At 64.7% G+C, this 25,846-nt stretch carries 27 protein-coding genes; 13 read left to right on the forward strand and 14 right to left on the reverse strand.

The window, feature by feature from the left end:
* Positions 1-121: 121 nt before the first annotated feature.
* Together M2319_RS00555 and M2319_RS00560 are read right to left on the reverse strand one after the other, a co-directional pair.
* Positions 122-1,288 (reverse strand): PQQ-dependent sugar dehydrogenase, encoded by a 1,167-nt coding sequence (locus M2319_RS00555; RefSeq protein ID WP_264599481.1) that lies wholly within the window; start codon positions 1,286-1,288, stop codon positions 122-124.
* Positions 1,289-1,430: 142 nt separating this feature from the next.
* Positions 1,431-1,631 carry a YgaP family membrane protein gene (locus tag M2319_RS00560; RefSeq protein WP_264599482.1) on the reverse strand — a complete coding sequence of 67 codons (201 nt, stop codon included), beginning with the start codon at positions 1,629-1,631 and terminating at the stop codon, positions 1,431-1,433.
* Between the two features lie 267 nt (positions 1,632-1,898).
* Between M2319_RS00560 and M2319_RS00565 the strand changes: the two genes are divergently transcribed.
* From M2319_RS00565 to msrP, 6 genes are all read left to right on the forward strand, one after another.
* On the forward strand, positions 1,899-2,297 hold the full coding sequence (locus M2319_RS00565; protein ID WP_264599483.1) for a hypothetical protein: 399 nt from the start codon (positions 1,899-1,901) through the stop codon (positions 2,295-2,297).
* A complete protein-coding gene (locus M2319_RS00570; protein ID WP_264599484.1) occupies positions 2,294-2,536 on the forward strand; it encodes a hypothetical protein in 243 nt (80 codons plus the stop codon). The genes M2319_RS00565 and M2319_RS00570 overlap by 4 nt, the downstream gene beginning before the upstream one ends.
* A 109-nt stretch (positions 2,537-2,645) precedes the next feature.
* A complete protein-coding gene (locus tag M2319_RS00575; protein ID WP_264599485.1) occupies positions 2,646-2,969 on the forward strand; it encodes a c-type cytochrome in 324 nt (107 codons plus the stop codon).
* A gap of 120 nt (positions 2,970-3,089) precedes the next feature.
* Positions 3,090-4,292 (forward strand): pyridoxal phosphate-dependent aminotransferase, encoded by a 1,203-nt coding sequence (locus M2319_RS00580; protein WP_264599486.1) that lies wholly within the window; start codon positions 3,090-3,092, stop codon positions 4,290-4,292.
* A 284-nt stretch (positions 4,293-4,576) separates the two neighbouring features.
* On the forward strand, positions 4,577-6,628 hold the full coding sequence (locus M2319_RS00585; RefSeq protein WP_264599487.1) for an elongation factor G: 2,052 nt from the start codon (positions 4,577-4,579) through the stop codon (positions 6,626-6,628).
* 225 nt (positions 6,629-6,853) lie between these two features.
* Positions 6,854-7,846 carry a protein-methionine-sulfoxide reductase catalytic subunit MsrP gene (msrP, locus tag M2319_RS00590; RefSeq protein WP_264599488.1) on the forward strand — a complete coding sequence of 331 codons (993 nt, stop codon included), beginning with the start codon at positions 6,854-6,856 and terminating at the stop codon, positions 7,844-7,846.
* A 672-nt stretch (positions 7,847-8,518) separates the two neighbouring features.
* Here the strand turns inward: msrP and M2319_RS00595 are convergent.
* Positions 8,519-9,409: a LysR family transcriptional regulator gene (locus M2319_RS00595; RefSeq protein ID WP_264599489.1), complete on the reverse strand. Its 891-nt coding sequence runs from the start codon at positions 9,407-9,409 to the stop codon at positions 8,519-8,521.
* 126 nt (positions 9,410-9,535) lie between these two features.
* Positions 9,536-10,498 carry a thioredoxin-disulfide reductase gene (gene trxB, locus M2319_RS00600; protein ID WP_264599490.1) on the reverse strand — a complete coding sequence of 321 codons (963 nt, stop codon included), beginning with the start codon at positions 10,496-10,498 and terminating at the stop codon, positions 9,536-9,538.
* A gap of 198 nt (positions 10,499-10,696) precedes the next feature.
* Here trxB and M2319_RS00605 point away from each other — a divergent pair, with 198 nt between their 5' ends.
* Positions 10,697-11,356: a 2OG-Fe(II) oxygenase family protein gene (locus M2319_RS00605; RefSeq protein WP_264599491.1), complete on the forward strand. Its 660-nt coding sequence runs from the start codon at positions 10,697-10,699 to the stop codon at positions 11,354-11,356.
* A gap of 269 nt (positions 11,357-11,625) precedes the next feature.
* Here M2319_RS00605 and M2319_RS00610 read toward each other — a convergent pair whose 3' ends face one another.
* Entirely contained in the window at positions 11,626-12,258 is a 633-nt protein-coding gene (locus tag M2319_RS00610; RefSeq protein ID WP_264599492.1) for a 2OG-Fe(II) oxygenase family protein, read from the reverse strand.
* 14 nt (positions 12,259-12,272) lie between these two features.
* Positions 12,273-13,250: a mitochondrial fission ELM1 family protein gene (locus M2319_RS00615; protein WP_264599493.1), complete on the reverse strand. Its 978-nt coding sequence runs from the start codon at positions 13,248-13,250 to the stop codon at positions 12,273-12,275.
* Between the two features lie 255 nt (positions 13,251-13,505).
* On the opposite strand from M2319_RS00615, the gene M2319_RS00620 reads away from it, so the two are divergent.
* Complete coding sequence (locus M2319_RS00620; RefSeq protein ID WP_264599494.1) at positions 13,506-13,979, forward strand: Lrp/AsnC family transcriptional regulator; 474 nt, start codon at positions 13,506-13,508, stop codon at positions 13,977-13,979.
* A gap of 30 nt (positions 13,980-14,009) precedes the next feature.
* Here the strand turns inward: M2319_RS00620 and greA are convergent, their stop codons facing one another.
* The 3 genes from greA to M2319_RS00635 all read right to left on the reverse strand — a co-directional run bounded on the left by greA (position 14,010) and on the right by M2319_RS00635 (position 18,653).
* Positions 14,010-14,483: a transcription elongation factor GreA gene (gene greA, locus M2319_RS00625; RefSeq protein ID WP_264599495.1), complete on the reverse strand. Its 474-nt coding sequence runs from the start codon at positions 14,481-14,483 to the stop codon at positions 14,010-14,012.
* Between the two features lie 127 nt (positions 14,484-14,610).
* The gene (gene carB / locus M2319_RS00630) at positions 14,611-18,129 is read right to left on the reverse strand and encodes a carbamoyl-phosphate synthase large subunit (RefSeq protein ID WP_264599496.1); all 3,519 of its coding nucleotides are present in this window, start codon (positions 18,127-18,129) and stop codon (positions 14,611-14,613) included.
* Positions 18,130-18,275: 146 nt separating this feature from the next.
* On the reverse strand, positions 18,276-18,653 hold the full coding sequence (locus M2319_RS00635; protein WP_264599497.1) for a helix-turn-helix domain-containing protein: 378 nt from the start codon (positions 18,651-18,653) through the stop codon (positions 18,276-18,278).
* Between the two features lie 197 nt (positions 18,654-18,850).
* On the opposite strand from M2319_RS00635, the gene M2319_RS00640 reads away from it, so the two are divergent.
* The 4 genes from M2319_RS00640 (at position 18,851) to ypfJ (ending at position 20,855) form a co-directional block, all read left to right on the forward strand.
* Positions 18,851-18,976, forward strand: coding sequence for a hypothetical protein (locus M2319_RS00640; RefSeq protein WP_264599498.1), 126 nt, complete (start codon positions 18,851-18,853; stop codon positions 18,974-18,976).
* 399 nt (positions 18,977-19,375) lie between these two features.
* On the forward strand, positions 19,376-19,501 hold the full coding sequence (locus tag M2319_RS00645) for a hypothetical protein (protein WP_264599499.1): 126 nt from the start codon (positions 19,376-19,378) through the stop codon (positions 19,499-19,501).
* 194 nt (positions 19,502-19,695) lie between these two features.
* Positions 19,696-19,821: a hypothetical protein gene (locus M2319_RS00650; RefSeq protein ID WP_264599500.1), complete on the forward strand. Its 126-nt coding sequence runs from the start codon at positions 19,696-19,698 to the stop codon at positions 19,819-19,821.
* A gap of 179 nt (positions 19,822-20,000) precedes the next feature.
* Entirely contained in the window at positions 20,001-20,855 is an 855-nt protein-coding gene (gene ypfJ / locus M2319_RS00655; RefSeq protein ID WP_264599501.1) for a KPN_02809 family neutral zinc metallopeptidase, read from the forward strand.
* 36 nt (positions 20,856-20,891) lie between these two features.
* On the opposite strand, the gene M2319_RS00660 is transcribed toward ypfJ, so the two are convergent.
* The 3 genes from M2319_RS00660 to carA form a co-directional block, all read right to left on the reverse strand.
* A complete protein-coding gene (locus tag M2319_RS00660; RefSeq protein WP_264599502.1) occupies positions 20,892-21,686 on the reverse strand; it encodes a hypothetical protein in 795 nt (264 codons plus the stop codon).
* Positions 21,683-22,783, reverse strand: coding sequence for a GSCFA domain-containing protein (locus tag M2319_RS00665; protein WP_264599503.1), 1,101 nt, complete (start codon positions 22,781-22,783; stop codon positions 21,683-21,685). Before M2319_RS00665 ends, M2319_RS00660 begins: the two co-directional genes overlap by 4 nt.
* Before the next feature lie 303 nt (positions 22,784-23,086).
* Complete coding sequence (gene carA, locus M2319_RS00670) at positions 23,087-24,310, reverse strand: glutamine-hydrolyzing carbamoyl-phosphate synthase small subunit (protein ID WP_264599504.1); 1,224 nt, start codon at positions 24,308-24,310, stop codon at positions 23,087-23,089.
* 319 nt (positions 24,311-24,629) lie between these two features.
* Here carA and M2319_RS00675 point away from each other — a divergent pair, with 319 nt between their 5' ends.
* Positions 24,630-25,079, forward strand: a complete 450-nt coding sequence (locus M2319_RS00675) for a GatB/YqeY domain-containing protein (protein ID WP_264599505.1) — start codon at positions 24,630-24,632, stop codon at positions 25,077-25,079.
* Positions 25,080-25,103: 24 nt separating this feature from the next.
* Here M2319_RS00675 and M2319_RS00680 read toward each other — a convergent pair whose 3' ends face one another.
* Complete coding sequence (locus tag M2319_RS00680) at positions 25,104-25,421, reverse strand: BrnA antitoxin family protein (RefSeq protein WP_264599506.1); 318 nt, start codon at positions 25,419-25,421, stop codon at positions 25,104-25,106.
* Positions 25,333-25,755 (reverse strand): BrnT family toxin, encoded by a 423-nt coding sequence (locus M2319_RS00685; protein ID WP_319801756.1) that lies wholly within the window; start codon positions 25,753-25,755, stop codon positions 25,333-25,335. The genes M2319_RS00680 and M2319_RS00685 overlap by 89 nt, the downstream gene beginning before the upstream one ends.
* Between the last annotated feature and the right edge of the window lie 91 nt (positions 25,756-25,846).

Raw genomic sequence — 25,846 nt, forward strand, 5'->3', positions numbered from 1 at the left:
TTCGGCGTTTAGGATTCACGCCGCGATGCCGTTTTGAGCCGGGTATTCGACGCCGCATTTGGTCGTCTGCCGCCCGAGATCACGTCAAAGGGGTGCAACGCCGTGCGACTTCGAACCTGCCCTACTCCGCGGGCGCGACCCGCAAAAGCTGGCCGTTGGCCTCATCGGTGAGCAGCCAGATCGCGCCGTCGGGGCCGCTGCGGACGTCGCGGATGCGGCCGAACGCCCCTTCGAACATGCGCTCCTCGCTGGCGACCCTGCCGTCCTCCACATCGAGGCGGGAGAGCAACTGGAACTTCAGCGCGCCGACGAAGAGATCGCCCTTCCATTCCGGAAAGAGGTCGCCGTCGTAGAAGGCGGCGCCGGAGGGGGCGATCGAGGGGTCCCAGTAATAGACCGGCTGCTCCATCCCCTCCTTGTGGGTGCCGACGCCGATTTTCTGGCCGGAATAGTGGCGGCCGTAGGAGATAACGGGCCAGCCGTAATTGCGGCCCGCCTTGGGGATGTTGACCTCGTCGCCGCCGCGGGCACCATGGGCCACGGTCCAGAGCTCGCCGGTCTCGGGGTTAAGGGCCGCGCCTTGCGGGTTGCGGTGGCCGTAGGACCAGATTTCCGGGCGGGCGCCCGCCGTCCCGACAAACGGATTGTCGTCCGGCACGCTGCCGTCCGGGACGATGCGCACGACTTTGCCGTTATGGGTGGAAAGGTCCTGGGCGAGCGGGCGCTGGCCGCGCTCGCCGAGGGTGACGAAGAGCATTCCATCGGGCGCAAAGACGAGGCGCGAGCCGAAGTGGCGGCTGGTGGTGGTCTTGGGCTGCTGTCGGAAGATCACTTCGACGTCTTCCAGCCGCGCCGACATCCCCTCGCGCACCAGCCGGGCGCGGGCAACCGCCGTGCCGGCGCCGCCGTCACCGCGTTCGGCATAGCTCAGAAAGATCAGGTTGCTGTCGGCAAAGTCGGGCGCGGGGACGACGTCGAGGAGGCCGCCCTGGCCGCTGGCATAGACGTCCGGCACCCCGGAGACCGGGGCATCGACGAGCGTTCTATCGACCACAAGGCGCAGCCGGCCGGGCCGTTCGGTGACCAGCATGGTTCCATCCGGCAGGAAGGCGAGCGACCAGGGATGCTCCAGGCCGGAGGCGACGGTCGAAACGTCGACGGTGTAGTCGTCGGTCCGAAACGTCTCGGCCGCCGCCGGCGCTGCACCGGTGATGAGTGCGAGGGCGGTGAGGATGGCCCCGGAGCGCCGTCCTCGGGGACGGACATCGGTTGCGGGAAGGTCAGTCATCGGTCGGTCTCCGCGTTGTGCCGGCCGTTGGCGGCAAATGGGTTCTCGACCGTTCAGATAGGCAATGGATGCGGCAAGGCGAGAGCCGCACCGGCCTGGCGCGGCTCACAATCGTGACATCGAAAGGGAGAACGGCGTTGTCTTAGAACGCCGCGCCGGGGGTGACGCCGAAGCGCTTCAGGATCATCGCCAGCGGGCAGAAGCCGGTGAAGGCCGACTGCAGGAGGTTGGCGCCGACGAAGGCCGTCAGCCACAGGAAATAGGGGCTCACATAGAGCGCGAGCAGCAGCGAGACGAGGATGACGATGCCGGCGAAGGCGAGCACCATGCGGTCGATGGACATGGGGGATCTCCATTACATTAGTTTTGTCTAATTTAATGGCCAATCTACAGATTGGGCCTCTCGTGCGCAAGGGGCCGTAAACCAAGTGTTTAGAAGTGTTAACGCCGTCACATTCTCGCCCAGAAATGACTTGGCCATTGCCCAAAAGGAAGCAAACCCCCGTCGAATTTGTCCGGCTCTATCGTGCTTAACGAAAACGGGGACTTGCGGGACATGATTGAACGGATTTCACAACGGTCTGATAAGCATTGGCGCACCGACAAGCCGATGCCGTCGACCACCTGGCGCCGCCGCAGCGGCTGGTTGAGGGCCGCGGTCCTTGCCGTCCTGCTGTCGGTGTCCGCCGTGCCGGTCGCCGGCTCCGTGATCGCCGAGGCCTCGCCGCAGATCGCGGCCGAGACGCTTCAGGGCCCGGCGGCGCTGGCGCTGGCGCCCTCCGTCGTCATCGGCCCCGTCCTCAACGGGACGTCCGGCACGGCGCCGGGCCGCATTGCGGCGATCCCCAAATCCGACCGTCTGCCGCTGACCAAGCCGGAGCAGAAGATCGTCACCGGGCTCAATGCGATCCTGTTTTCGGCCATGCTGTTCGTCGTCCTCGTCATGTGGCGCCACCTGGCGCGCTCGTTCAACCGCGACCGCCGCTCGACCTGGGAGGACTGGCAATGACCGGACCGAACAACGATTTCCGCGAACGGGCCGTGCTGGAGCGGATGGCGATCGTCGCCGTCGTGCTGTCGGCGCTGGCCGGCGTCGGCCTGATCAGCCAGGGCCTTTTCCTGCAGGCGGGCGCGACCCTCGGCGACATGCTGGGCGCTGCCGCCCCGGCGCCGGTGGAGCAGATCATCGAGCCCGTCTCTGGCGATGCCCGGATTTCGGTTCCGCCATCGCTCGACCGGCCCTCTTGAGGTCTTTCGACGAGCCGGCGAAATCGTCGCAAGTTCTTGGTTGGGCGGCAGGAAATCCCCATTTCTGTGGTGTTGAAACTGACCACGGAAATTGCGGGAGGAACCGAAAATGCTTCGCCGTCTCGCCGCGCTTCTGGCCTTTCTGCTGCTCGCCGTGCCGCCGGCCGCGGGCGCCAATGGCGACGAGGTGAAGGGCCTCATCGCCGACCGCTGCGCCGACTGCCACCTGATCGCCGGCTATGAGCGAAAGGCCGCCGATGTCGGCGCGCCGAGCTTTGCCGCCATCGCCGCCGACAAGGCGACCTACACGGAGGGGCGCCTGCGCGCCTATCTGCAGGATCCGCACTGGCCGATGGAGCAGTTCGTGCTGTCGCGCTCGGACATCGACCACATCGTCGCCTATTTCGCCGCACGCGGGACTCCCGCCGAATAGGCCACCGGCGAAAACGCCTCTGTCGCCCCGGCGGCGCCTTGCTTCACGCCGGCTTCAAGACTAGGGTCGCGGCGAGCGCCACAGGCGCGTCCTCATTTTTCCAATCCGGGAGATACTGTCATGGGCTTCATCGCCGATGCGCTGCAACGGGTGAAACCTTCTGCAACGATTGCAGTCACCAACAAGGCGCGCGAGTTGAAGGCCGCCGGTCGCGACGTCATCGGGCTCGGCGCCGGCGAGCCGGATTTCGACACGCCGGAGAACATCAAGGAAGCTGCGATCAAGGCGATCCGTGAGGGCAAGACCAAATACACGGCCGTCGACGGCATCCCGGAGCTGAAGGAGGCGATCGTCGCCAAGTTCGCCCGCGAGAACGACCTTGACTACAAGACCAGCCAGATCACCGTCGGCACCGGCGGCAAGCAGGTGCTCTACAACGCCCTGATCGCCACCGTGAACCCGGGCGACGAGGTCCTCATCCCGGCGCCCTACTGGGTCAGCTATCCGGATATGGCGCTTTTGGCCGGCGGCACCCCGGTGCCGGTCGAGACGACCATCGAGACCAGCTTCCGGATGACGCCGGAGGCGCTCGATGCCGCGATCACGCCGAAGACCAAGTGGCTGATCTTCAACTCGCCGTCGAACCCGTCGGGCGCCGCCTACAGCCGCGCGGAGATCGCCGCGCTCGCCGAGGTGCTGCGCCGCCACCCGCAGGTCTGGGTGATGACCGACGACATGTACGAGCACCTCGTCTACGACGATTTCGAGTTCACGACGCTGGCCCAGGTGGCGCCGGACCTGAAGGAGAGGACGCTGACCGTCAACGGCGTCTCCAAGGCCTATTCCATGACCGGCTGGCGCATCGGCTATGCCGGTGGCCCGGAGCCGCTGATCAAGGCGATGGCCAAGGTGCAGTCGCAGTCGACGTCGAACCCCTGCTCGATCTCGCAATGGGCGAGCGTCGAGGCCCTCAACGGGCCGCAGGACTTCATCCCGAAGAACGCCGCCGTCTTCAAGGGCCGGCGCGACCTCGTCGTCGGCATGCTGAACCAGTCGAGCGGGCTGTCCTGCCCGGTGCCGGAGGGGGCGTTCTACGTCTATCCGTCCTGCGCCGGCGCCATCGGCAAGACCGCGCCGTCGGGCAACGTCATCAACACCGACGAGGACTTCGTCACCGAGCTCCTGGAGACCGAGGGCGTCGCCGTCGTCCAGGGCTCCGCCTTCGGAACCGGACCCAACTTCCGCATCTCCTACGCCACCTCCACCGAGGCGCTGGAGGCGGCCTGCCAGCGCATCCAGCGGTTCTGCGGCGCCCTCGACTGAGGCCGCGTTTGCCGCGCCCTTTCTGCATACGATTTATCCGTCAAACACCGTTGCCGCCGGGTCCGAAAGGGTCCGGCGGCGGTCGTTTCGGCGCGGTTTGACATGGCTCATCCCGGAGCTCCGCGAAATGTCGGAAAATGCGTGAAGTTTTTGCGCTGCGGCAGTTGATTCCCTTGCGTCGCGCCGTTGGTGCTGAGACGATGCAAAGTTAAACGGCGCCCTGCGCCACAACCGCGACCCGTCCGGCGATCGCGGGAAAACCAGCCTAAAACAGGAGAGTCATCATGGGAGACGGCAACGGCAGAGAAACGGGGCCCCGGTGCATCGCGCTGGTCGGCCCGTTCGGAAGCGGCAAAACCACTCTGTTCGAGGCCATTCTCGCGCGCACGGGGGCCATTGACCGGCAGGGAACGGTGGCCGAGGGCAATACGGTGGGCGATGCCTCGCCGGAGGCCCGCGCCCACGCCATGAGCGTGGAGGCGAACGTCGCCGAACTGAGCTTCATGGATGAAAGCTTCACGCTGATCGACTGCCCGGGCTCGGTGGAGTTCCTGCACGAGACCGACGCCATCCTTCCGGGCATCGACCTGGCCATCGTCGTCGCCGAGCCGGACGAGAAGAAGGTGCCAGCGCTGCAGCTCATCTTGAAGGCGCTGGAAGATCGCGGCGTGCCGCGCGTGCTGTTCGTCAACAAGCTCGACAAGGCCGAGGGCTCGGTCCGCGAGAACCTCAACTACCTGCAGACGGCGAGCTCCGTGCCGCTGGTGCTGCGCCAGATCCCGATCCGCACGGACGGCGCCGTTTCCGGCTTCATCGATCTCGCGCTGGAACGCGCCTACATCTACCACGACCACGCGCCGAGCGAGCTCATCGAGATCCCGGACGACGACCGCGCCCGCGAGGTCGAGGCCCGCTTCTCCATGCTGGAAAAGATCGCCGACTATGACGACGATCTGATGGAGCAGCTCCTTGAGGACGTGGAGCCGAAGCGCGACACCGTCTTCCACGATCTCGTCCAGGAACTGCAGGACGGCGTCATCTGTCCCGTCTTCATCGGCTCGGCCGAGGGCGGCAACGGCATCTTCCGGCTCCTGAAGGCGCTGCGCCACGAGGCGCCGGGGATCGATGCGACCTGCCAGCGGCTCGGCGTCGAGCCGGGCGCCAATGCGGTGCTGCAGGTCATGAAGACCGTCCACACGCCCCATGGCGGCAAGATGTCGGTGGCGCGGGTGCTGTCCGGCTCTGTCGCCGACGGCGGCGTCATCTACCGGGGCGACGGCACCGACGACCGCATCTCGGCGGTCTACACGATGATGGGCGCGCAGACGACTAAGCATCCGAAGGCGGTGCGCGGCGAGACCGTGGCGCTCGGCAAGGTCGACATGGCCAAGACCGGCGACACGCTGACCGACGCCAAGGGCGGCATGGCCAATCTCGTCACCCTGGAAGCGGCCGATCCTGTGCTGGCGATCGCCATCCGGCCGACCGAGCACAAGGACGACGTCAAGCTCTCCGCATCGCTCGCCAAGATCGCCGAGGAAGACCCGTCGCTGAAGGTCTCGCACAACCAGGACACCGGCGAGACGCTGCTGGAAGGCCAGGGCGAGATGCACCTTCGCGTCGTCATCGAGCGCCTGACCGCGAAATACGGCATTTCGGTCGAGCGGCTCGATCCGGAGATTCCCTACAAGGAGACGATTCGCGGCTCGGTCACCCAGCGCGGCCGGCACAAGAAGCAGTCCGGCGGCCACGGCCAGTTCGGCGACGTCGTGCTCGACATCAAGCCGCTGCCGCGCGGCGAAGGCTTCGTCTTTGCCGACACCATCACCGGCGGCGTCGTGCCGAAGCAGTACATCCCCTCGGTGCAGGCGGGCGTGGAGGAATATCTCGTCTCCGGACCGCTCGGTTTTCCGGTCGTCGATGTGGCGGTCACGCTGACGGACGGCTCCTACCACACGGTGGATTCCTCCGACCAGGCGTTCAAGATGGCGGCCCAGATCGGCATGCGCGAGGGCATGGCCGAGTGCAAGCCGGTGCTTTTGGAACCGATCCTGGAAGTGTCCATCGTCTGCCCGTCGGATGCGACGGCGAAGGTCAACGCCATCGTCTCCGGGCGCAGAGGCCAGCTCCTCGGCTTCGATGCGCGGCCGGGCTGGCCGGGCTGGGACGAGGTCAAGGCGATGATGCCCCAGGCCGAGATCCAGGACCTGATCATCGAGCTGAGGTCGGCGACCCAGGGCGTCGCCAGCTACACGGCCCGCTTCGACCACCTGCAGGAGCTGACCGGCCGGCTCGCCGAGCAGGTGCTGGAACGGCACGGCAAGCAGGCGGCCTGATCGACGGGGCGTCTCCCGGCTCATCGGCGCATGAATTGGGCCGGCGGCAGCGATGCCGCCGGTTTTCTTTTCTTGCTTTGTAAGGCAGCGATGTCCGCTCCGATGCGCCTTGCCTCACGGGCGGCACACCCGGCTGTGATTTGATTTTGTACGGGCGCCTCGCCCACAGTCGCGCGCAAGGGCCTTCATCGGGCCTCCTGACAGAATGCGACCAAAGGCAAGCCCATGCTCATCAAACGCACGCGCTCCTGGGACCTCCCGGAATCCCTGGTGACGCCGGAAAAGATATTCCTCAACCGCCGCAAGTTCCTCGTCTCCTCCGGCCTGTTGATGGCGACGGCGGCGCTCGGCGGCTGCGAGGAGAGCGAGGAAGTGGTCGGCCTTGCCGGCAAGGGCAAGGCTGCCGGCGACGACCCGAGCGCGGGCCGCTATCCGGTGGACCGCAACGAGGCGTTCACGGTCGAGCGGCCGATGACGCCGGAAAAGACAGCGTCGAGCTACAACAACTTCTATGAATTCGGCTCGCACAAGAGCATCGCCTCGGCGGCGCAGGCGCTGCCGATCCGGCCCTGGGAGATCACCATCGACGGCGAGGTGGAAAAGCCGCTCACCTTCGACATCGACGACCTCCTTGCCCGCGTGCCGCTGGAGGAGCGCATCTACCGGCTGCGCTGCGTGGAGGCCTGGGCGATGGTCATTCCCTGGACCGGTTTTCCCCTGAAGGCGCTGGTCGACTACGCCAAGCCGACATCCAAGGCGAAATACCTCCGCATGGAGACCTTCCTCGACCCGGACGTGGCGACCGGCCAGAAGCAGAGCTGGTATCCCTGGCCCTATGTGGAGGGGCTGTCGATGGTCGAGGCGACCAACGAGCTCGCCTTCATGGTCACCGGCGCCTATGGCAAGCCGCTCCTGAAGCAGTACGGCGCGCCGCTGAGGCTGGCGACGCCCTGGAAATACGGCTTCAAGTCGATCAAGTCGATCGTCCGCTTCTCGTTCGTTGCCGAGCGCCCGGTCAGCTTCTGGGAAAAGATCAATCCGAATGAGTACGGCTTCTGGGCCAACGTCAATCCGGAGGTCCCGCACCCGCGCTGGTCGCAGGCGACGGAAAAGCTGCTGCCGTCGGGGGAGGTCTATCCGACGACACTCTACAACGGCTATGGCGATGAGGTCGCCGGCATCTATGCCGGCCTCACGAACGAGAAGCTGTTCATGTGAGGTGCCTGCCGTTCGGGCCGTTTCCGCCGCGCGGCGCAGCCCGCAGTCGGTTGCAAGTCGTTCGCAATAATGCTTTAAATGGAGTCGATCACTTTCCGGTTGGAGGCCACCTGAGGACTCCCGGAACGGATCGGATTCTTTGGCCGGAAAAGAAAAATGCCGGACCCGGGTTACGGGTCCGGCAGTTATCCATCACGTTGTCGGACGCGATGAAATCACCTTCCAGAGGGGAACAGCTGCACGCAAAAGGATCACGGGGAGGTGTGAGCTCGATTGCCATCAGCTGATTGCTTATATGACCGATGGGAGATGCCTTTTCTATAGGCAGTGCGGCATGCCAGTTATGCGGAATTCGCATGATTAATATTCAGACCATGCAGAACTCTGCTAAAAAAATGGGCGGCAGGTCGGAAAAGCGCTGTCTTGTCAATGGGTGAATAATACCGCGACAGGCGATGCACCGGAATCCGGTTTATTTCTCAGCCGGGGCCGGGCAGGGTGCGCCACAATGCTGCGACAGAATGGCCAAAGAAAAGCCTTGATCTGAACCGCGTTTTCCGGCCGGCTACATTGGTATTTGTGCCAAAAGACAGTGCCGTCTTTCCACTTTTGAAGGCTGGTTACCGTGATTCGGTTTCCCAGAATCAGTAAATCCAGATCGGTAAATCCGGATCAGTAGATCCAGCGCTCCGCCTTGGTCAGCAGGAAGTCCCGGAAGGCGGTGATGCGGGCCGTGTTGCGCAGCTCGGACGGGTAGACGAAATAGGTGTCGAAGGTCGGCACGTCGGCGCCCGGGATGAGCTGCACCAGCCGCGATTCCGCCTCGATCACGTAATCCGGCAGCATGGCGATGCCGATGCCGTACTGCACGGCGCGCTTCATGGCGAAGATGTTGTTGATCCGGAGTGCCGGCGTGCGCGGATTGTCGGGCGAGCGGCCGGCCGTCTCCAGCCAGTTGACGTCGCGCAGATAGGTCGGCGGCCGCGAGCCGAAGGTGATGATCCGGTGGTGGTCGAGATCGGTGATGGTCTTGGGACTGCCGAAGCGTTCCAGATAGGCCTTGGAGGCGTAGAGGTGGAAGTGCACCGTGAACAGCTTGCGCTGGATCAGGTCCGGTTGCACGGGCTGGCGCAGGCGGATGGCGACGTCGGCCTCGCGCATGGACAGGTCCAGCTCGGTGTCCGACAGCATGATGTCGAGCTCGATCTCCGGATAGTGGTCGACGAACTCGTTGAGCCGGGCCGCGAGCCAGGTCGAGCCGAGGCCGACCGTGGTGGTCACGCGCAAGGTGCCGGACGGGCGCTGCTTGGTGTCGGACAGGCGCGACTTGGCCGCCTCCAGCTTCATGTAGACGTCGCGGGCGGTGCGGAACAGGTGCTCGCCCTGCTCGGTCAGGATCAGGCCGCGGGCATGGCGGTGGAACAGCGCGATGCCGAGTTCGGCCTCCAGCGCGGAGACCTGCCGGCTGACCGCCGACTGGCTCATGTTGAGCTCTTCGCCGGCGTGGGTGAAGCTGCCGGCGCTGGCGGCGGCGTGGAATATCCGAAGCTTGTCCCAGTCCATCGCGCTCTCAGCGTCCTTCCATCCGGGGCGGGACCCCTGCCTCCGGCAGCGGCGGTCGCGGGCAGGGCGGCTTGCTGGCCCGTAAGGCCGCCGCCCGATTGAAACCTAATACAAACGCAAGAAGGGTTACTGGGCGGCTTCCACGGCCGGCAGCGCCGCCAGATGCCGTTCGGCCTCCAGCGCCGCCATGCACCCCATGCCGGCCGCGGTGACGGCCTGGCGGAAGATGTCGTCGGTGACGTCGCCGGCGGCGAAGACGCCGGGCACGCTCGTCTCGGTGGAATCGGGGGCGGTCCAGATATAGCCGTTCGGCTTCAGCTTGACCTGTTCGCGGAACACCTCCACGGCGGGGGCATGGCCGATGGCGATGAAGATGCCGTCGACGGGGAAATCGGTGATCTCGCCGGTCTTGACGTTCTTCAGGCGGGCGCCGTTGGCCGAGGGCGGGAAGCCCTCCGTGCCGGTGACCTCGTCGAGCACGGTGTCCCAGATGACGTCGATCTTGTCGTGGGCGAGCAGGCGCTGTTCCAGGATCTTTTCGCAGCGGAAGGCATCGCGGCGGTGGACGATGGTGACGCGGTCGGCGTGGTGGGTAAGGTAGAGCGCTTCCTCGACGGCCGAGTTGCCGCCGCCGACGACGAGCACGTGCTTGCCGCGGTAGAAGAAGCCGTCGCAGGTGGCGCAGGCGGAGACGCCGAAGCCCTTGAACTTTTCTTCCGAGGGAAGCCCGAGCCACTTGGCCTGTGCGCCGGTGGCGATGATGATGGTGTCGCCGGCATAGGTGTCGCCGCTGTCGCCGACGAGCGTGAAGGGGCGACGCGAGAGGTCCGCGGAGACGATGTGGTCGCTGATCATCGTCGTGCCGACGTTCTCGGCCTGCTTGCGCATCTCCTCCATCAGCCACGGGCCCTGCACCGGATCGGCAAAGCCCGGATAGTTCTCCACGTCGGTGGTGATGGTGAGCTGGCCGCCCGGCTGGATGCCGGCGACGAGGATCGGTTCCAGCATGGCGCGCGCGGCATAGATCGCCGCCGTGTAACCGGCCGGTCCCGAACCGACGATCAGAACCTTGCTGCTGTGCGTTGCCATTCCCTTCTCCTCGGCGTCTTTTCGTCCTAGGTTTATCCCAATCGGCACGGTGATGCCAATATCGGCGGCCGCGCCCTGGCGGCTCGACAGGCGCCGCGCCATGGCGTAAGAGGCCGCAATCGAAACCCTGCGGCGTAACCGCAAGGGCGAGCGCAATGGATCGGCGTCGCGCCGATCAGGATGCGAGCGACACCCCATATGGCCATTCCGGAAAGCACCGAAAAGACCCTGATTCCGGCAATTCGTGCCGCGGAGCGCCATGCCGCACCCTATCCGCACTGGTACGTCGACGGTCTCTTCGACGACGCGGCGCTGGCGGCGCTGCAATCCCTGCCGTTTCCCGCCCCGGACCTCGGTGGTGTCTCCGGCACCCGTGAGGCGCACAATGCGACCCGGGTCTATTTCGATGTGGAAAACCAGACCGAGCACCCCGTGTGCCGCGCGGTGGCGGACGCTTTCCAGGCGCCGGAGACGGTAAGGACAATCACAGATGTGTTCGGCGCCGACCTGGACGGCACCTATCTTCGAATCGAATACGGCCAGGACACGGACGGCTTCTGGCTCGGCCCGCACACCGACATCGGCGTGAAACGCTTCACGATGCTCGCCTATCTCTCCGACGTTGCCGGCCACGATGCGCTCGGCACGGACATCTATGCCGACAAGCAGACCTGGGCGAAGCGGACGCCGTTCCGGCCGAATTTCGCGATGGTGTTCGTGCCGTCGGACCGGAGCTGGCACGGCTTCGAGCCGCGTCCGATCCCGGGCGTGCGCAAGTCGCTGATCATCAATTTCGTCACCGACGACTGGCGCGCGCGGGAGCAACTCGCGTTCCCCGATGCGCCGGTGCGGGTCTGAAGTACGGCGATACCAGATCGTCGTAATCGCGAGGGTCCGCAGGACGGGGAGCGGCGCGTGACGCGAGCCTGGTAAGGCCGACGTGGCGATCCAGAGCGGCTTGCTCGCAGCGCGTGGCCCCTGGATTGCCGCGCTCGCTTCGCTCGCTCGCAATGACAGCGGAGGGCGGGGTGGCCGTTGGTGCCTGTTCTCAGATGTCGAACTGGATCGCTTCGCTGCGCTCGCGATGACGATAGATCGTGGTTCGCGTCTGCCTACAAGATGCGGCTCTACCCCGCCGGCTGGAACGGGTTCAGCTTCTTCAATCTCGTGGAAAAGCGGTGGCGGCGCTGTTCGTGGGCGACGACGGCGGCGTCGGTCACCCAGTTCATCTGGATGGCGCGCCGGCGACCTTCAAAGGGCTCGTGGCCGTGCCAGGAGGTGTCGGAGCGGCGGAAGGCGAGCAGGGTGCCGCCATGGGGCGGGACCTCGGCGGCGACGGCGTTGAGGTCGGTGTCGCTCCTGAGGAGCCGCAGCCGGCCGCCCTCTTCCTCCCATTCCTCGTTGAGGTAGACGAGGACGGTGATGATCTTGGTTTTGGAGTCCGGGTGGATGTTGCCGTCCTTCAGGCGGCAGAAGCCGCGGACCGTGAACATGGTCGGCCGGCCGGCAAGGTCGATGGCGAATTTTTCTTCGACGGCCCGGCGGAACGGTTCGGCGTCCATTTCCGACAAAAGGTCGGCGAATGCGCCCTTGATCTTCAAGAGGCTGGGCGGATGCGAGCCCGGTCCCGGGACGGCGGGGAAGTCTTCGATGATGTCGGCGAGCCTTTCCGGCGGCACGAAATGCGGCACCACCAGGTAGTCGAAGGGATCGGTCTCAAGCGGCGTTTCGCGGAACGCCCCAAGGTCGATCGTGCTCATCCGGTTGTCCTTCCCTATTCGATCGATCTTCTGCCGTTTCTTTCCATGTAACGCGAAATGATCTCGTCGGCCACATAGCGGGTGGCATCGAGGGGGGCGTAGTCCCAGGTCTCGCAGGTGCCGTCGAACCAGCGGATGGCGCCGTGGGCGATCAGGTCCTTGTGGAAGGCGCCGATCTTGTCGCTGGTGCCGGGCAGGCGCCAGGCATGGATCGGCTTGGCCGTATAGGCGGCTTCTCCGAGCATGTTGACCGAATCGCAGGTGACCACCAGCCGCTCGGCGATGCCGAGAATGCCGAAATAGGGATTGTCGCCGGTGCCGTCCCAGACCCAGGAGGGGACGCCGGAAAGCTTGTCGCGGACGATGTCGGTGTTTGCCTTGCCGGTGCGCCGCGACGGCGTGACGGCGACGGAAAAGCCGTGCTCCGTGGCGAATTTCGCCAGTGCCTCGCCGAGGGCTTCGGCTTCCACGGCGCGGAAATGGTAGAACCGGCTGGAGCCGCCGATGACGACGCCGAGCACCCGGTCGGTCAGCACCGGGGTGTGGGTGCGCAGGGCGGCGGCGCCGTCCTTCAGCCGGGCGACGTTGACCCGGTTCGGCGTGGTGACGGTGCGGATGACGTTGTCGCCGCAAAGCGCGTCGTGCTCGTTGACCCAGACGAGGTCGAAGCCCTTGATACCGGCGACCGGGTTCTGCAGGACGGCGGTGAAGGTGCGTCCGCCGGAGCGTTTGCGGATGGCGCGGGCGTAGGGAATGCTCTGGCGGCCGGAGACCAGGACGACGTCCGGCCAGGGCGGGGCGATCTTGGGGTGGCGCGCGGCCGGGCCGTAGGGGGCCAGAAAGCGGAACGGCGCGCCGGGCGCCACGCGGATCACCTTCGGCCGGATGCCCATCGCCTCAAAGACGCCGATCGCCGGCTCCTGGTGGCCGGCATGGCCGCTGGTCACCACCCAGCCGGTTTCGGGGATCCTGATGTTCTCGGCTCGGGTCATGTCGGCCATTTTCCTTGCATGCGCCGCGTCCGCCGCTTCCTGATGCACGTTGCGTTTTGTCCGAACGGCGTAACATGCGTCAGGTATTGTTCTAACGCGATTTCCTATCCAAAAAGTCTGTCACTTTTTGGGGAAAGCGCTTCGGTGCGGCAACGCGTGAGGCGTACGATTCCTGCTCATTTCGATTATTTTATTGCGAAATTGGGCATTTATTGTACGCAAGAGACGGTTGCGTCCCTTGCTGGAGAGTTCGCGGTGAAATTACGGTTGGACGACGTCGATTGGAAGATCCTGTCGGAGCTGCAGGCGGACGGTCGCATCACCAATGTGGAGCTGGCGCGCCGGGTCGGCATCTCCGCGCCGCCGTGCCTGCGCCGCGTCCGGGCGCTGGAACAGGCCGGCGTCATCCGCGGATATCGGACGCTTCTGGAGGAAAAGACGCTCGGCTTCGACGTCACGGCGTTCGCCATGGTCGGGCTCGCCTCCCAGGCGGAAGCCGATCTCGTCGCGTTCGAAGATCTGGTGCGCGGCTGGGGCATCGTGCGCGACTGCTGGATGCTGTCGGGCGAGATCGACTTCATGCTGCTATGCGTCGCGCCGGACCTGCAGTCGTTCCAGAACTTCATCATCGGCGAGTTGACCAAGGCGCCGCAGGTCGACAGCGTGCGCACCGCGCTCACCATCCGCCACAGCAAGGACGCCGGCGGCGCGCCGCTGGAGCTGCTGTAGCCCTGGCGGCGGCCGGAGACGGCTCGTTTTCTAGACGAACTTGACCGCGAGGATCTCGTAGGCGCGGGCGCCGCCCGGGGCCGCGACCTCGATCGAATCGCCGACGCTCTTGCCGATCATGGCGCGGGCGATCGGCGAGGAAATGGAAATCTTGCCCGACTTCACGTCGGCCTCGATGTCGCCGACGATCTTGTAGGTCTTTTCCTCGTCGGTGTCCTCGTCGACGATCGTCACCGTGGCGCCGAACTTGACGGTGTCGCCGCCGAGCTTCGTCGGATCGATGATGTTGGCGCGCGAGAGCTGGTCCTCGATCTCGGCGATGCGGCCCTCATTGTGGCTCTGCTGTTCCTTGGCCGCATGGTATTCCGCGTTTTCCGACAGGTCACCATGGGCGCGGGCTTCAGAAATCGCCTGGATGATGCGCGGACGCTCCTCAACGGTGCGCCGTTTGAACTCCGCCTCGAGTGCCTGATGCCCCTCGATGGTCATCGGAATCTTATCCATGGGTCAACGACCTCTTCATGTCTTCAATGCGGCCTTGTATATCGCGCATCCCGGCGCGAAACCGCACACAGATGAACCCCCGCTCGGATACCGCGGCCATTTGCGCGGAGCCGGAACAGGCGGAAAATTACGAGACCGGGGCGAAATATGCCTGCAACGGCCTCACTTCAAGACTGCCGGAAGAATACGCCTCAATTCCTTGAGCCGCGGCGATCGCTCCCGCCAGGGTCGTATAATACGGTACCCGGTGCAGGAGTGCCGCCCGTCTGAGTGACCGGCTGTCGGCGAGGGCCTGTGCGCCTTCGGTTGTGTTGAAGACCAGTTGGACCTCGCCATTTTTGATAGCATCGACGATGTGCGGGCGGCCTTCAAGCACCTTGTTGATTTTTGTCGCCGCAATGCCGTGATCGGCGAGATAGCGCTGGGTGCCGCCGGTGGCGATGATGGCGAATCCGAGGCGGCTAAGCAGCCGCGCCGTTTCCAGAACCACTTCCTTGTCCTCATCGCGCACGGAGATGAACACCGTGCCGGCCGTCGGCACGCGGGTGCCGCCGCCGAGCTGCGACTTGGCAAAGGCGAGCGCATAGTCGCGGTCGAGGCCCATGACCTCGCCGGTGGAGCGCATCTCCGGGCCGAGCACCGTGTCGACGCCGGGGAAACGGGCGAACGGGAACACCGCTTCCTTGACCGCGATGTGGTCGATGGCGTGCGGATTGACGCGCTTGCCGTAGCGGGCGATGGCCTGATCCAGCGTCTCGCCGGCCATGATCTGGGCGGCGATCTTGGCGACTGGCAGGCCGATGGTCTTGGCAACGAACGGCACCGTGCGCGAGGCGCGCGGATTGACCTCGATGACGTAGATGTCGCCGTTCTTCAGCGCATACTGCACGTTCATCAGGCCGCCGACGTCGAGCGCCTTTGCCAGCGCCTTGGTCTCGCGCTCCAGCTCGCCGATGGTCTCGGCGGTCAGGCTGTGCGGCGGCAGCGAACAGGCGCTGTCGCCGGAATGGATGCCGGCTTCCTCGATGTGCTCCATGATGCCGCAGACGAAGACGTCCTCGCCGTCGCAGAGCGCGTCGACGTCGATCTCGATGGCGCCGGAAAGGTAGGAGTCGAACAAGAGCGGGTTGCGCGCCAGAACGGCGTTGATCTGGCCGGTCTTGTCGTTCGGATAGCGCTGGCGGATGTCGTGCGGAACCAGTTCCGACAGGGTGCGCTGCAGGTAGGTCTCGAAGGCCTCGGCGTCGCGCACGATCTCCATCGCGCGCCCGCCCAGCACGTAGGACGGACGGATGACCACCGGGAAGCCGATCTGCTCGGCGACGATGCGGGCCTGCTCGATGGAATGGGCGACGCTGTTCTTGGGCTGGCGCAGGTCGAGCTTGGCCAGAAGCTTCTGGAACCGGTCGCGGTCCTCGGCGAGGTCGATGGCGTCGGGCGATGTGCCGAGGATCGGCACGTCGGCTTCCTGCAGGGCTTCGGCGAGCTTCAGCGGCGTCTGGCCGCCGAACTGGACGATGACGCCGTGCAGCGTCCCCTTCGACATCTCCACGCGGACGATCTCCAGGACGTCCTCGGCCGTCAGCGGCTCGAAATAGAGCCGGTCGGAGGTGTCGTAGTCGGTGGAGACGGTCTCCGGATTGCAGTTGACCATGATCGATTCGTAGCCGGCCTCATCCAGCGCGAAGGCGGCATGGCAGCAACAATAGTCGAACTCGATGCCCTGGCCGATGCGGTTCGGGCCGCCGCCGAGGATGATGACCTTCCGGCGCTCGGACGGCTGGGCCTCGTCTTCCGGCGCGCCGTTAAACGGCACCTCGTAGGTGGAGTACATGTAGGCCGTCGGCGAGGCGAATTCGGCCGCGCAGGTGTCGATGCGCTTGTAGACCGGATGGACGCCGAGCCTCTTGCGCGTGGCCGCGACGTCGTCCTCCATCTGGCCGGTGAGGCCGGCAAGGCGCGCGTCGGAAAAGCCGAGCGCCTTCAGCATCCTCATGCCGCGAGCCGTCGGCGGCAGGCCGCGCTCGCGGATCGCCTTTTCCGCATCGACGATCTTCTGCAGTTCTTCGATGAACCAGGGATCGATGGCGCAGGAGGCGTGGATCTGGGCGTGGTCGACGCCGAGGCGGAGCGCCTGGGCGACCTTGAGGAGGCGCTCCGGCGTCGGCGAGCCGAGGGCGGCGCGGATGGCGTTCTTGTCGTCGCCCTGGCCGAGGCCCGGGATCTCGATCTCGTCGAGGCCGGTAAGGCCCGTCTCCAGGCCGCGCAGGGCCTTTTGCAGGGACTCGGTGAAGGTCCGCCCGATCGCCATGACCTCGCCGACCGACTTCATGGAGGTGGTCAGGCTCGGCTCGGCGCCGGCAAACTTCTCGAACGCAAAGCGCGGGATCTTGGTGACGACGTAGTCGATGGTCGGCTCGAAGGCGGCCGGGGTGGCGCCGCCGGTGATGTCGTTGGCAAGCTCGTCGAGGGTGTAGCCGACGGCGAGGCGGGCGGCGACCTTGGCGATCGGGAAGCCGGTGGCCTTGGACGCAAGGGCCGAGGAGCGCGAGACGCGCGGGTTCATCTCGATGACGACGAGGCGGCCGGTCTCCGGATTGACGGCGAACTGGACATTGGAGCCGCCGGTCTCCACCCCGATCTCACGCAGCACCGCCAGCGAGGCGTCGCGCATCACCTGGTATTCCTTGTCGGTGAGCGTCAGCGCCGGGGCGACGGTGATGGAATCGCCGGTGTGGACGCCCATCGGGTCGACGTTCTCGATGGAGCAGACGATGATGCAGTTGTCGTCGCGATCGCGGACGACCTCCATCTCGTATTCCTTCCAGCCGAGCACCGATTCCTCGATCAGCACCTCGGCCGTCGGCGAGGCGTCGATGCCGCGCTCGACGATGTCGAGGAATTCCTCGCGGTTGTAGGCGATGCCGCCGCCGGTGCCGCCGAGGGTGAAGGAGGGGCGGATGATCGCCGGCAGGCCGATGTCGGCAAGCGCTTCCAGCGCCTCGATCAGGGCCTTTTCCTGGTAGCGTTTGCGCCGGTTCGGCTCGTCCGCGGCCCAGGCCTTCTCGAATTCGGCAACGAGGCGGATGTGCTCGTCCGGCGCGACGTCGAGGGCCTCGATGCGGGCGATTTCCCTGGCCTTGGCTTCCTTATCCTCGTGCTTCAGGCTGGACGCGTTGGCGAGGTAGGAGCGCGGCGTTGCAAGGCCGATCTTGCCCATCGCCTCGCGGAACAGCTTGCGGTCCTCGGCCTTGTCGATGGCCTCGGCGGTGGCGCCGATCATCTCCACGCCGTGCTTTTCCAGAACGCCGAGCTGGCGCAGGGAGAGGGCGCAGTTCAGCGCCGTCTGGCCGCCCATGGTCGGCAGCAGCGCGAAGGTGCGGCCCTCCGGCACATTTTCCTTTTCCTTCTCGATGATCTTGGCGACCACTTCGGGCGTGATCGGTTCGACATAGGTCGCGTCGGCCAGCTCCGGGTCGGTCATGATGGTGGCCGGATTGGAGTTGACGAGGACGATGCGGTAGCCCTCGGCGCGCAGGGCCTTGCAGGCCTGGGTGCCGGAATAGTCGAATTCGCAGGCCTGGCCGATAACGATCGGGCCGGCGCCGATGATCATGATGGTATGGATGTCTGTGCGTTTGGGCATGTGCTCTCGCAAGGGGGCCCGTGGGCCCGCGGGATTCGAACACCGAAAGTGCGTGGATGGCTATGCGAAGCCGCGCCGGGTTCTACACGATAGGATGGGCGATGGCCAGCCAAATCCGGCCAACATGACGCAGGCGCGCCGGCGGCCTACCCGGTGTTTTTGGCGGTATCGAGCGGCGTTTCGACGGCGACGCCGTCCGCCTTTGGCGCATCGGCGGAAAGCTCCGGCTCGAGCGGGCCGGAATGGGCCTCCAGGTCGCCGCCCGGAGCGACCGCGACGACCAGTTCGCCGTCGAAATCGGTGACGCCTTTCGACAGCGCGTAGCAGGCGAGGCGCACCGATTTGGGGATGGTGACCTTCTTACCGTCGCGCCTGCCCTTTTCGTAGTACTGGATCATCCGCTTTTTCAGCCCGAGGGCGTCGGCGGCGTCCTTCTGTTTCCAGCCGAGGGCCCTGCGCCAGGCGCGGAATTTCTCCGGGCTCATCGGGATGTCGTCGTCGCCGGATTTTTCAGCTTTTTTCATGGAAACGCGCAGTTCGGAATCGGATGCGGCATCAGCGCACATTGTGCACCCTGGGCGTTGACAGAGGCGCACCGAGTACGCCAACGTGCACTCAGTGCTAATGAAGTCCGAATGGGCCTGCGGAGTCAATAGAGTCTCCGCAAACGTCGTGGGTTCGCAGCGGGGCGCAGGCTCGAACGAGCCGGGAGGAACGCGAGATGCTGGCTGATCTCATCATAGGACGGGCGATGGTCGCTCCGCACGGGATCGATGTCCATCGGCATGCGACATTTTCCTGCAGCATGACGCGCCTGATCCGCAAGGTGCTGAATTTCGGCGCCTGACGGCCGCGTTTCTTGGGTCCGCCGAGGGCACCGCTTGCCGGCCTTTCGCGGCCTGCAACATGCCGCTTTCCGTCCCATCATACCGCTCGGCAGGCCACCGGCGCGTCGTGCCGCGACCGGTCGGCGGATTCTTCGGCGCCGGCCCGTCCGGGCGACGGCGAGCGGCCGGGATGTGCGGTTTTCGTCCCCTAATTCCTGGTTGCGGACCGGCGGCCGTGGCCGCTGCAGGAAACATTTACCGTAAATATCGCCATTTGCGCACAGTGTGCATTTTTTGGCTTGAAATAGTGGCACTCTGTGCGTATCTATCATTTCGAAGATGCACCAAGTGCACCCAAGACGACAAGCTCCCCTCAAGAGGGAGTCCCGGCGATGCCGGGTGACACAAGGAGAAGAAAAATGGCCGTCAACATTCTTGTTGCGCGCAGCTATATGGGGCACCGCAAGGTGGACGTTCACACGTCCGCCCTGGTCTGGTGCAAGCTGAATGCCGCCTTCAAGCGGCTCCGCGGGCTGTTCGCCTGACCCAAGGCGATTTGTGACCCCCTGAACGAAAGGGCGCGGCCTCGGCTGCGCCCTTTCGTTGTTTGCGGCGGGGCGGGCAACGGGGCATGAACGGAACTGTCACGGTAAGCCCGCGCTAACCGAATATATGCACGAATTCACAACTTTAGGATTGTAGTTTGCGGGCCTCGACCGGCTGACACGAGGATGAGCAGATGGCTCTCAACATTCTGGTTGCCCGCAGCTATTTCGGACAGCGCAAGGTCAATCTGCACAACACCGCAGTGGCCTGGTGCAAGCTGACCTCCGCCGTCAAGCGGATCCGTCGGACCTTCGCCTGACGGCCCGCACTTTCCGATGCAGGAACGACAAGGGCGCGGCCCCGGCCGCGCCCTTTCGCTGTTTTCGGCCCGCCCGTCTCTTTTCCTTCGAAACCGGTTCCCAGGTCCGGCAGTGACGCGCTACTGTCGCGCATTGCGGCCCGTGAGCGTGGCCGAGCCACGGATATGGGAGACCGGCGATGCGCTGGCGGGGACGACGGCAGAGTTCCAACATCGATGACCGGCGCGGCGGGCGCGTGGTGCGCCGGGCAGGTGGCGGCAGCATCCTTTTCGTGCTCATCGCCATCGGTGCCTCGCTCCTCTTCGGCATCGATCCGCGCCAGGTCCTTGGCATTCTTGAGGGCGGACAGACCGTCTCGCAGCAACGCCAGACGGCGCCGGCGGGCGGGCGCAACGACGAGGGCAGGGCGTTTGTCAGCGTCGTCCTCGCCGACACGGAAGACGTCTGGAACCGGGTCTTTGCCGCCAACGACCTGAAATATGAGGAGCCGACGCTGGTGCTCTTTTCCGGCCGCGCCCGCTCGGCCTGCGGGTTCGCCAGCGCCGCGAGCGGGCCGTTCTACTGTCCGGGAGACCGGCAGGTCTATATCGACCTGGCCTTCTATGAGGAGCTGCGCCGGCGCTTCAAGGCGCCGGGCGATTTCGCGCAGGCCTATGTGATTGCCCACGAGGTCGGCCACCATGTTCAGAACCTCACCGGCGTCCTGCCAGAGTTCAACCGGCGCCGCCAGACCCTGTCGGAGCGCGAGGCCAACCAGCTCTCCGTGCGGGTCGAGTTACAGGCGGACTGCTATGCCGGGGTCTGGGCGCATTTCACCCAGCAAAAGGGGCTGCTGGAGGCCGGCGACATCGAGGAGGCGCTGAACGCGGCGCACCAGATCGGCGACGACGCGATCCAGAAGCGGACGCAGGGCTATGTGGTGCCCGACGCCTTCAACCACGGCACCTCGGAACAGCGCGCGCGCTGGTTCCGGCGCGGGCTGTCGTCGGGCAAGGTCTCGGACTGCGACACGTTTTCCGGGCGGCGGGTTTAAGAAAAAGTCCTGTTCACGCCGGAGGCGTGCCGGGTTCTATCTCGACGTCGCGGCTCGGCCCGGCGTTTTCCAGCTTCCGAACAGCGACTTCGGTTCCCGCGCCCGGGCCATGGCGACGATCCGCTCGACCATGAGGCGCCCGAAGGCGACGTTGGCGTGGTGGACGTCCTTGGGACCTTCATGGTCGTATTCCATGCGCGTCGTGCCGTCGGCGGCGATCGTCTCTTCCGGCTGCTCGACAATGTCGATATCCCGCGCGCGCAAACGGTCTTTCACATAGCTGCGATAGCGCTCCGATATGTGGCTGCACACCTCGAGCCTGTGCTTTTCCAGATAGGGGGAGTCGGAAAAAAACCGCGGCGCTTCGACGACGGCGACCTGAAGCCCGACATCGACGAGCGCTTCGACGAAGCCGCAGGCGTATTGCGCATCCTGCTGGATCAGGGCGGCGACCGCCGCCTCGGACAAGGGGATTTCCCAATCGGCCTGACGAAGGTTCCAGGGCACATAGGTGCGCCAATTGTATTCTCTGAGGATCCTCGATGTGTTCAAGGGCAGACTTACGAAGTAATGGGCAGCTTTTTTTTGCTTACGCAGGCTTTGGATGGGAAAAATGCGACCTTTGTTCAATCTTGTCCCGTCCGGTTTTTTTAACTCCCGAACGCGGACGAACTTTTTTTCCTCGTTGACGTTGAAGAAATCTTCCTTGGCAACCGCCCCTGAGCCGATCGGCTCGAAGAGGATGTCGTAGCCTTGTGCGAGCGGGCTCCGGTCGTAGCCCCGCTTCAAAACGCCGATATGGGAGTCTCCGGTGATGACGATCGGTTTCATCGCACGGCACTTTCCGGACCGAAGGCGGCGAGCAATTCTTCCTCGCAGGCGATATCGTCCTCCTCGTCGGCGGCCGATAAGGCGTCGTGGCCGGTGGTATCCTTGCCGGGGCTGGCCGCTTCGCCCGCCTCCATGTTCTTTTTGAAGCCCTTGTCGCCGAGGCAGGCAAAGAACGACGACATCACGAAATCGACGCCCTCGGGCGCCACCGAGCGCATGTTCGGCTCGAAGAAGAGCCCCCGGTAGCACGGGTTCGTGACGATCTCATAGGACGGAAAGTAGTCGACGAATTCGAAGGCCGATGCGGTGTCGCCGGCGACCGCGCGGAGCGTCGATTTGGAGTAGGTCGTCGCCACCAGGACATGGGTGTCGGTGGCCGTTGCGGTCAACGGCACCGGCGAGACGGTCAGGAGAAACCGGAGGTCCGGGTTGACTTCGCGCATCATGGTGATCGCGTCGTGCAAATCGGCCAGAATCTCCGGGTAGGTGAGATTTGAGAACACGTGCAGGTCGGGGTCGAACTCTCCGGCCGCCGTGCCCGGGCACATCGGGTAATGGATCCCGGTCTCCCGGTTCGACCAGCTTTCCGTCAATCCGAGGGTGAAAACGAAGACCTTCGCGTTGCCGATGGCCCGACGGACGGCATCGATCGTACCGGCCCGGGAGATGCGCGCTTCGTCGAGGGATGCGAACCCGTCCGGCTCGACGACCGGCCGGAACGGATCGTAGTAGCGTCCGTCCTTTTCCCAGAATTCGTCCGGCGGGGCTTCGCGTTTGAGGGCCCATGAAACCCATTGGCGCAGCAGCGCGGTGGTGTAGATGTTGCCGGTTCGAAAAGAGAAGATGCCGTAGTTGAACGCGTCGGCGCTGGCTTTTGGCATCTTCGGCGGAGCCGGTTCGGCATCAAACCAGTTGTACCGCCGTGCGCTGAAGGCGCGGCCGATATGCTGGGCGAAACACGACCCGGCCGTGACGATGGCATCGCGTCTTGAAATCGGAAATTTCGGGGTCCACAGCGGCCCTATCGCAAGGGCATTCTTTTCGGCGACGGCGGTGCGCCAGAATGCTGCCGGACCCTGACTGTTATAGGGCGTCAATGGTGGCGGCCTCCGGAAATCGCACCAAATAAATCATGTATCCAGCGTATATGCAATTCTGGATAGCTGTGAGTCGAGCGCTCAAAGTGACGCAATGTCGGCGCATTTTTTGTCGTCGTCGGCAATCTTCCCAGATGTTACCGACGATTTTCAGCCGCTCGTCGCCACGCCCCCGGAAGCCGGCATGTCTGTGCCGGGCGTTTCGCAGCACGGCGCAGGCTGAAAACGCAGCCCGATCGGAGGCGTCGTCGCACAGTTCCGCTGCCGCCGGGCGACGACGGCTGTTTGCTAGGGCGCCGGCGGCTATCCCGCGGCGCGGGCCTCGCCCGGTGCCGGGCGCTCGGCGATGGTCGCCTCGTTCTTGCGCTCACGGATGAGGTTGACGAAGCGGGTCATCAAATAGTGGCTGTCCTGCGGGCCGGGGGAGGCCTCCGGGTGGTACTGGACGGAGAATACCGGCCGGTCCTTCAGCTTCAGCCCGCAATTGGAGCCGTCGAACAGCGAGACATGGGTCTCTTCCACATCGGCCGGCAGGCTGTCGCGGTCGACGGCGAAGCCGTGGTTCATGGAGGTGATCTCCACCTTGCCGGTGGTGTGGTCCTTGACCGGATGGTTGGCGCCGTGGTGGCCCTGGTGCATCTTCTTGGTGGCGCCGCCCAGCGCCAGCGCCAGCATCTGGTGGCCAAGGCAGATGCCGAAGACCGGCAGGTCGCTGTCGACGAGTTTTTTGATCTCCGGCACGGCATATTCGCCGGTCGCGGCCGGATCGCCCGGGCCGTTCGACAGGAACACCCCGTCCGGCTTAAGGGCCAGGATGTCGTCGGCCTTGGTGTCGGCCGGCACGACCGTCAGCTTGCAACCCTCGCGGGCGAGCAGGCGCAGGATGTTGCGCTTGATGCCGTAGTCGATGGCGACGACATGGTGGACCGGCTCTTCCATCCGGCCGTAGCCGGTGCCGAATTCCCACGGCGTCTCGTCCCAGGAAAAGCGCTGGGTGGAGGTCACCATTGGCACCAGGTCCATGCCCTCAAGGCCCGGCCAGGCGGCGGCCTCGGCCTTCAGCCGGTCGAGGTCGAACTTGCCGTCCGGGTCGTGGGCGATGACCGCATTCGGCATGCCGCTCTCGCGGATCAGGGCGGTGAGGGCGCGGGTGTCGATGCCGGCGAGGCCGACGATGTCGCGGGCCTTCAGCCAGGCGTCCAGATGCTTGCCGGCGCGCCAGTTGGACGGGTCGGTGACCTCGGTCTTGGTGATGCAGCCGCGCACGCCCGAGGAGCCGGCCATGTTCACCGTCTCGATGTCCTCGTCATTGGTGCCGACATTGCCGATATGGGGGAAGGTGAAGGTGATGATCTGGCCGGCATAGGAGGGATCGGTCATGATCTCCTGGTAGCCGGTCATCGCGGTATTGAAGCAGACCTCGCCGACGGCCTCGCCGACGGCGCCGTAGCCGATCCCCTCAATCACGGTTCCGTTTGCGAGCACGAGCACCCCGGTCGGGCGCGGGTCTTGCCATGGGTCGGTCATGATGCTGATTTTCCGTCCGAAACTGTTGTCTTTTCCGTCGCCGCGCCGCGCGTAAGGTGCGCGATAGCTCCGCACAAGAGCGTCCTCGCCGCGGAACTCCCTTGCGATGGCTGGCGTTACCGTGATGACAGATGGGGTTCGCCCGCCCGGACTCAAGGCGTTCGAGCGCCAGAGACTAGGCCAAGGCGATGGGTCCGTCAATAGGTGCGAAAAATAAAATCTGTATATATATCAAACAGTTAATCCAGGAGAAACTTGCCAGGACGGGGTTTTTCGGTGTAATTTCCAAAACTCGGTCCGCGACATCCCGAGGTGGGTCATGCGAGAAGCCATTCAGGCTGCATTGAAGGACGCGATGAAATCGCAGCAGAAGCGACGGGTCGCGACGCTGCGGCTCATCAGTGCTGCGATCAAGGATCGCGATATTGCCGCCCGCAGCCAGGGCAAGGATGCCGTCGGTGCCGACGAGATCCTGCAGATCCTCGCCAAGATGGTGAAGCAGCGCGAGGAATCGGCCCGCATCTACGAGGAGGCGGGGCGGTTGGAACTGGCGGAAGAAGAGCGCGAGGAAATCGAGATCATCTCCGAATTCCTGCCGCGCCAGCTCTCCGAGGAGGAGACGCGGGCGGTCTGCGCCGGGGTGATCGCGGAGATCGGCGCGAGCGGATTGCGCGACATGGGCAAGACCATGTCGGCCCTGAAGGAGCGCTATGCCGGCCAGATGGACTTTTCCAAGGCCAGCGGCATCGTCAAGGAACAGCTTCAGTAGGTACGGCGAGGCGAGGGCGCCCGGTCAGGCGTCCTCGGCCTCCTTCCTGCGGTGCTCCATATAGGAGCGCAGCACCTGGTTGATCCGGGTCTGGTAGCCGCGGCCCTCACTCTTGAAGAAATCGAGCACATCGGCGTCGAGGCGGATGGACACCGCCTTCTTCGGCGCCGGGACCACCAGCACGGCTTTCGACCAGTCGATGTCGAGGAGACCTTCCCAGTCGGGGTCTTCGCGTGCGGCGCGCTCGACCTCTTCATCGGTCAGGTTCCGGACCCGGTCCCAGTCCGTCCTGTCGCGAAGTTTGGCCCTGTCTGATTGCTTGATGATACGCGTTTCGCTCATTTGTTCGTGCCTTTCGTGCGGAGATCACTCGACAACGGTCAGTTCGGATCGTGTACACGACGGCGATGTCGATTGTGCCGACGGTACCAACTGCGATGAAGCGCGTTTCATCAAGCCGATCAGAGCGACTGCAGAAATGGGGCCCGTCGAAAACGGATATGGCGGCAGAAAAGTCGATGCCGTGCTTTCTGATATTGGAGTTTCGTTTTTCTTCATCCCATTCAAATGCTGGAAATAGCTGGGATTCCAGAAGTTTATCCTGCCCATTATCTGTCATCCCTCTTATTCCATTTTGGCCAAATTCACGACCGGAAAAAGGTACGAAAATATGCATTTTGTATATACATACGCTTCCGGTTTGTCAACATCTATCGCGGCCCATTAACGCGATTCCCGGCTGACGCCCGTTCTCGCTTTGGCCTATA

This window comes from Rhodobium gokarnense, assembly GCF_025961475.1.
Classification (GTDB): domain Bacteria; phylum Pseudomonadota; class Alphaproteobacteria; order Rhizobiales; family Rhodobiaceae; genus Rhodobium; species Rhodobium gokarnense.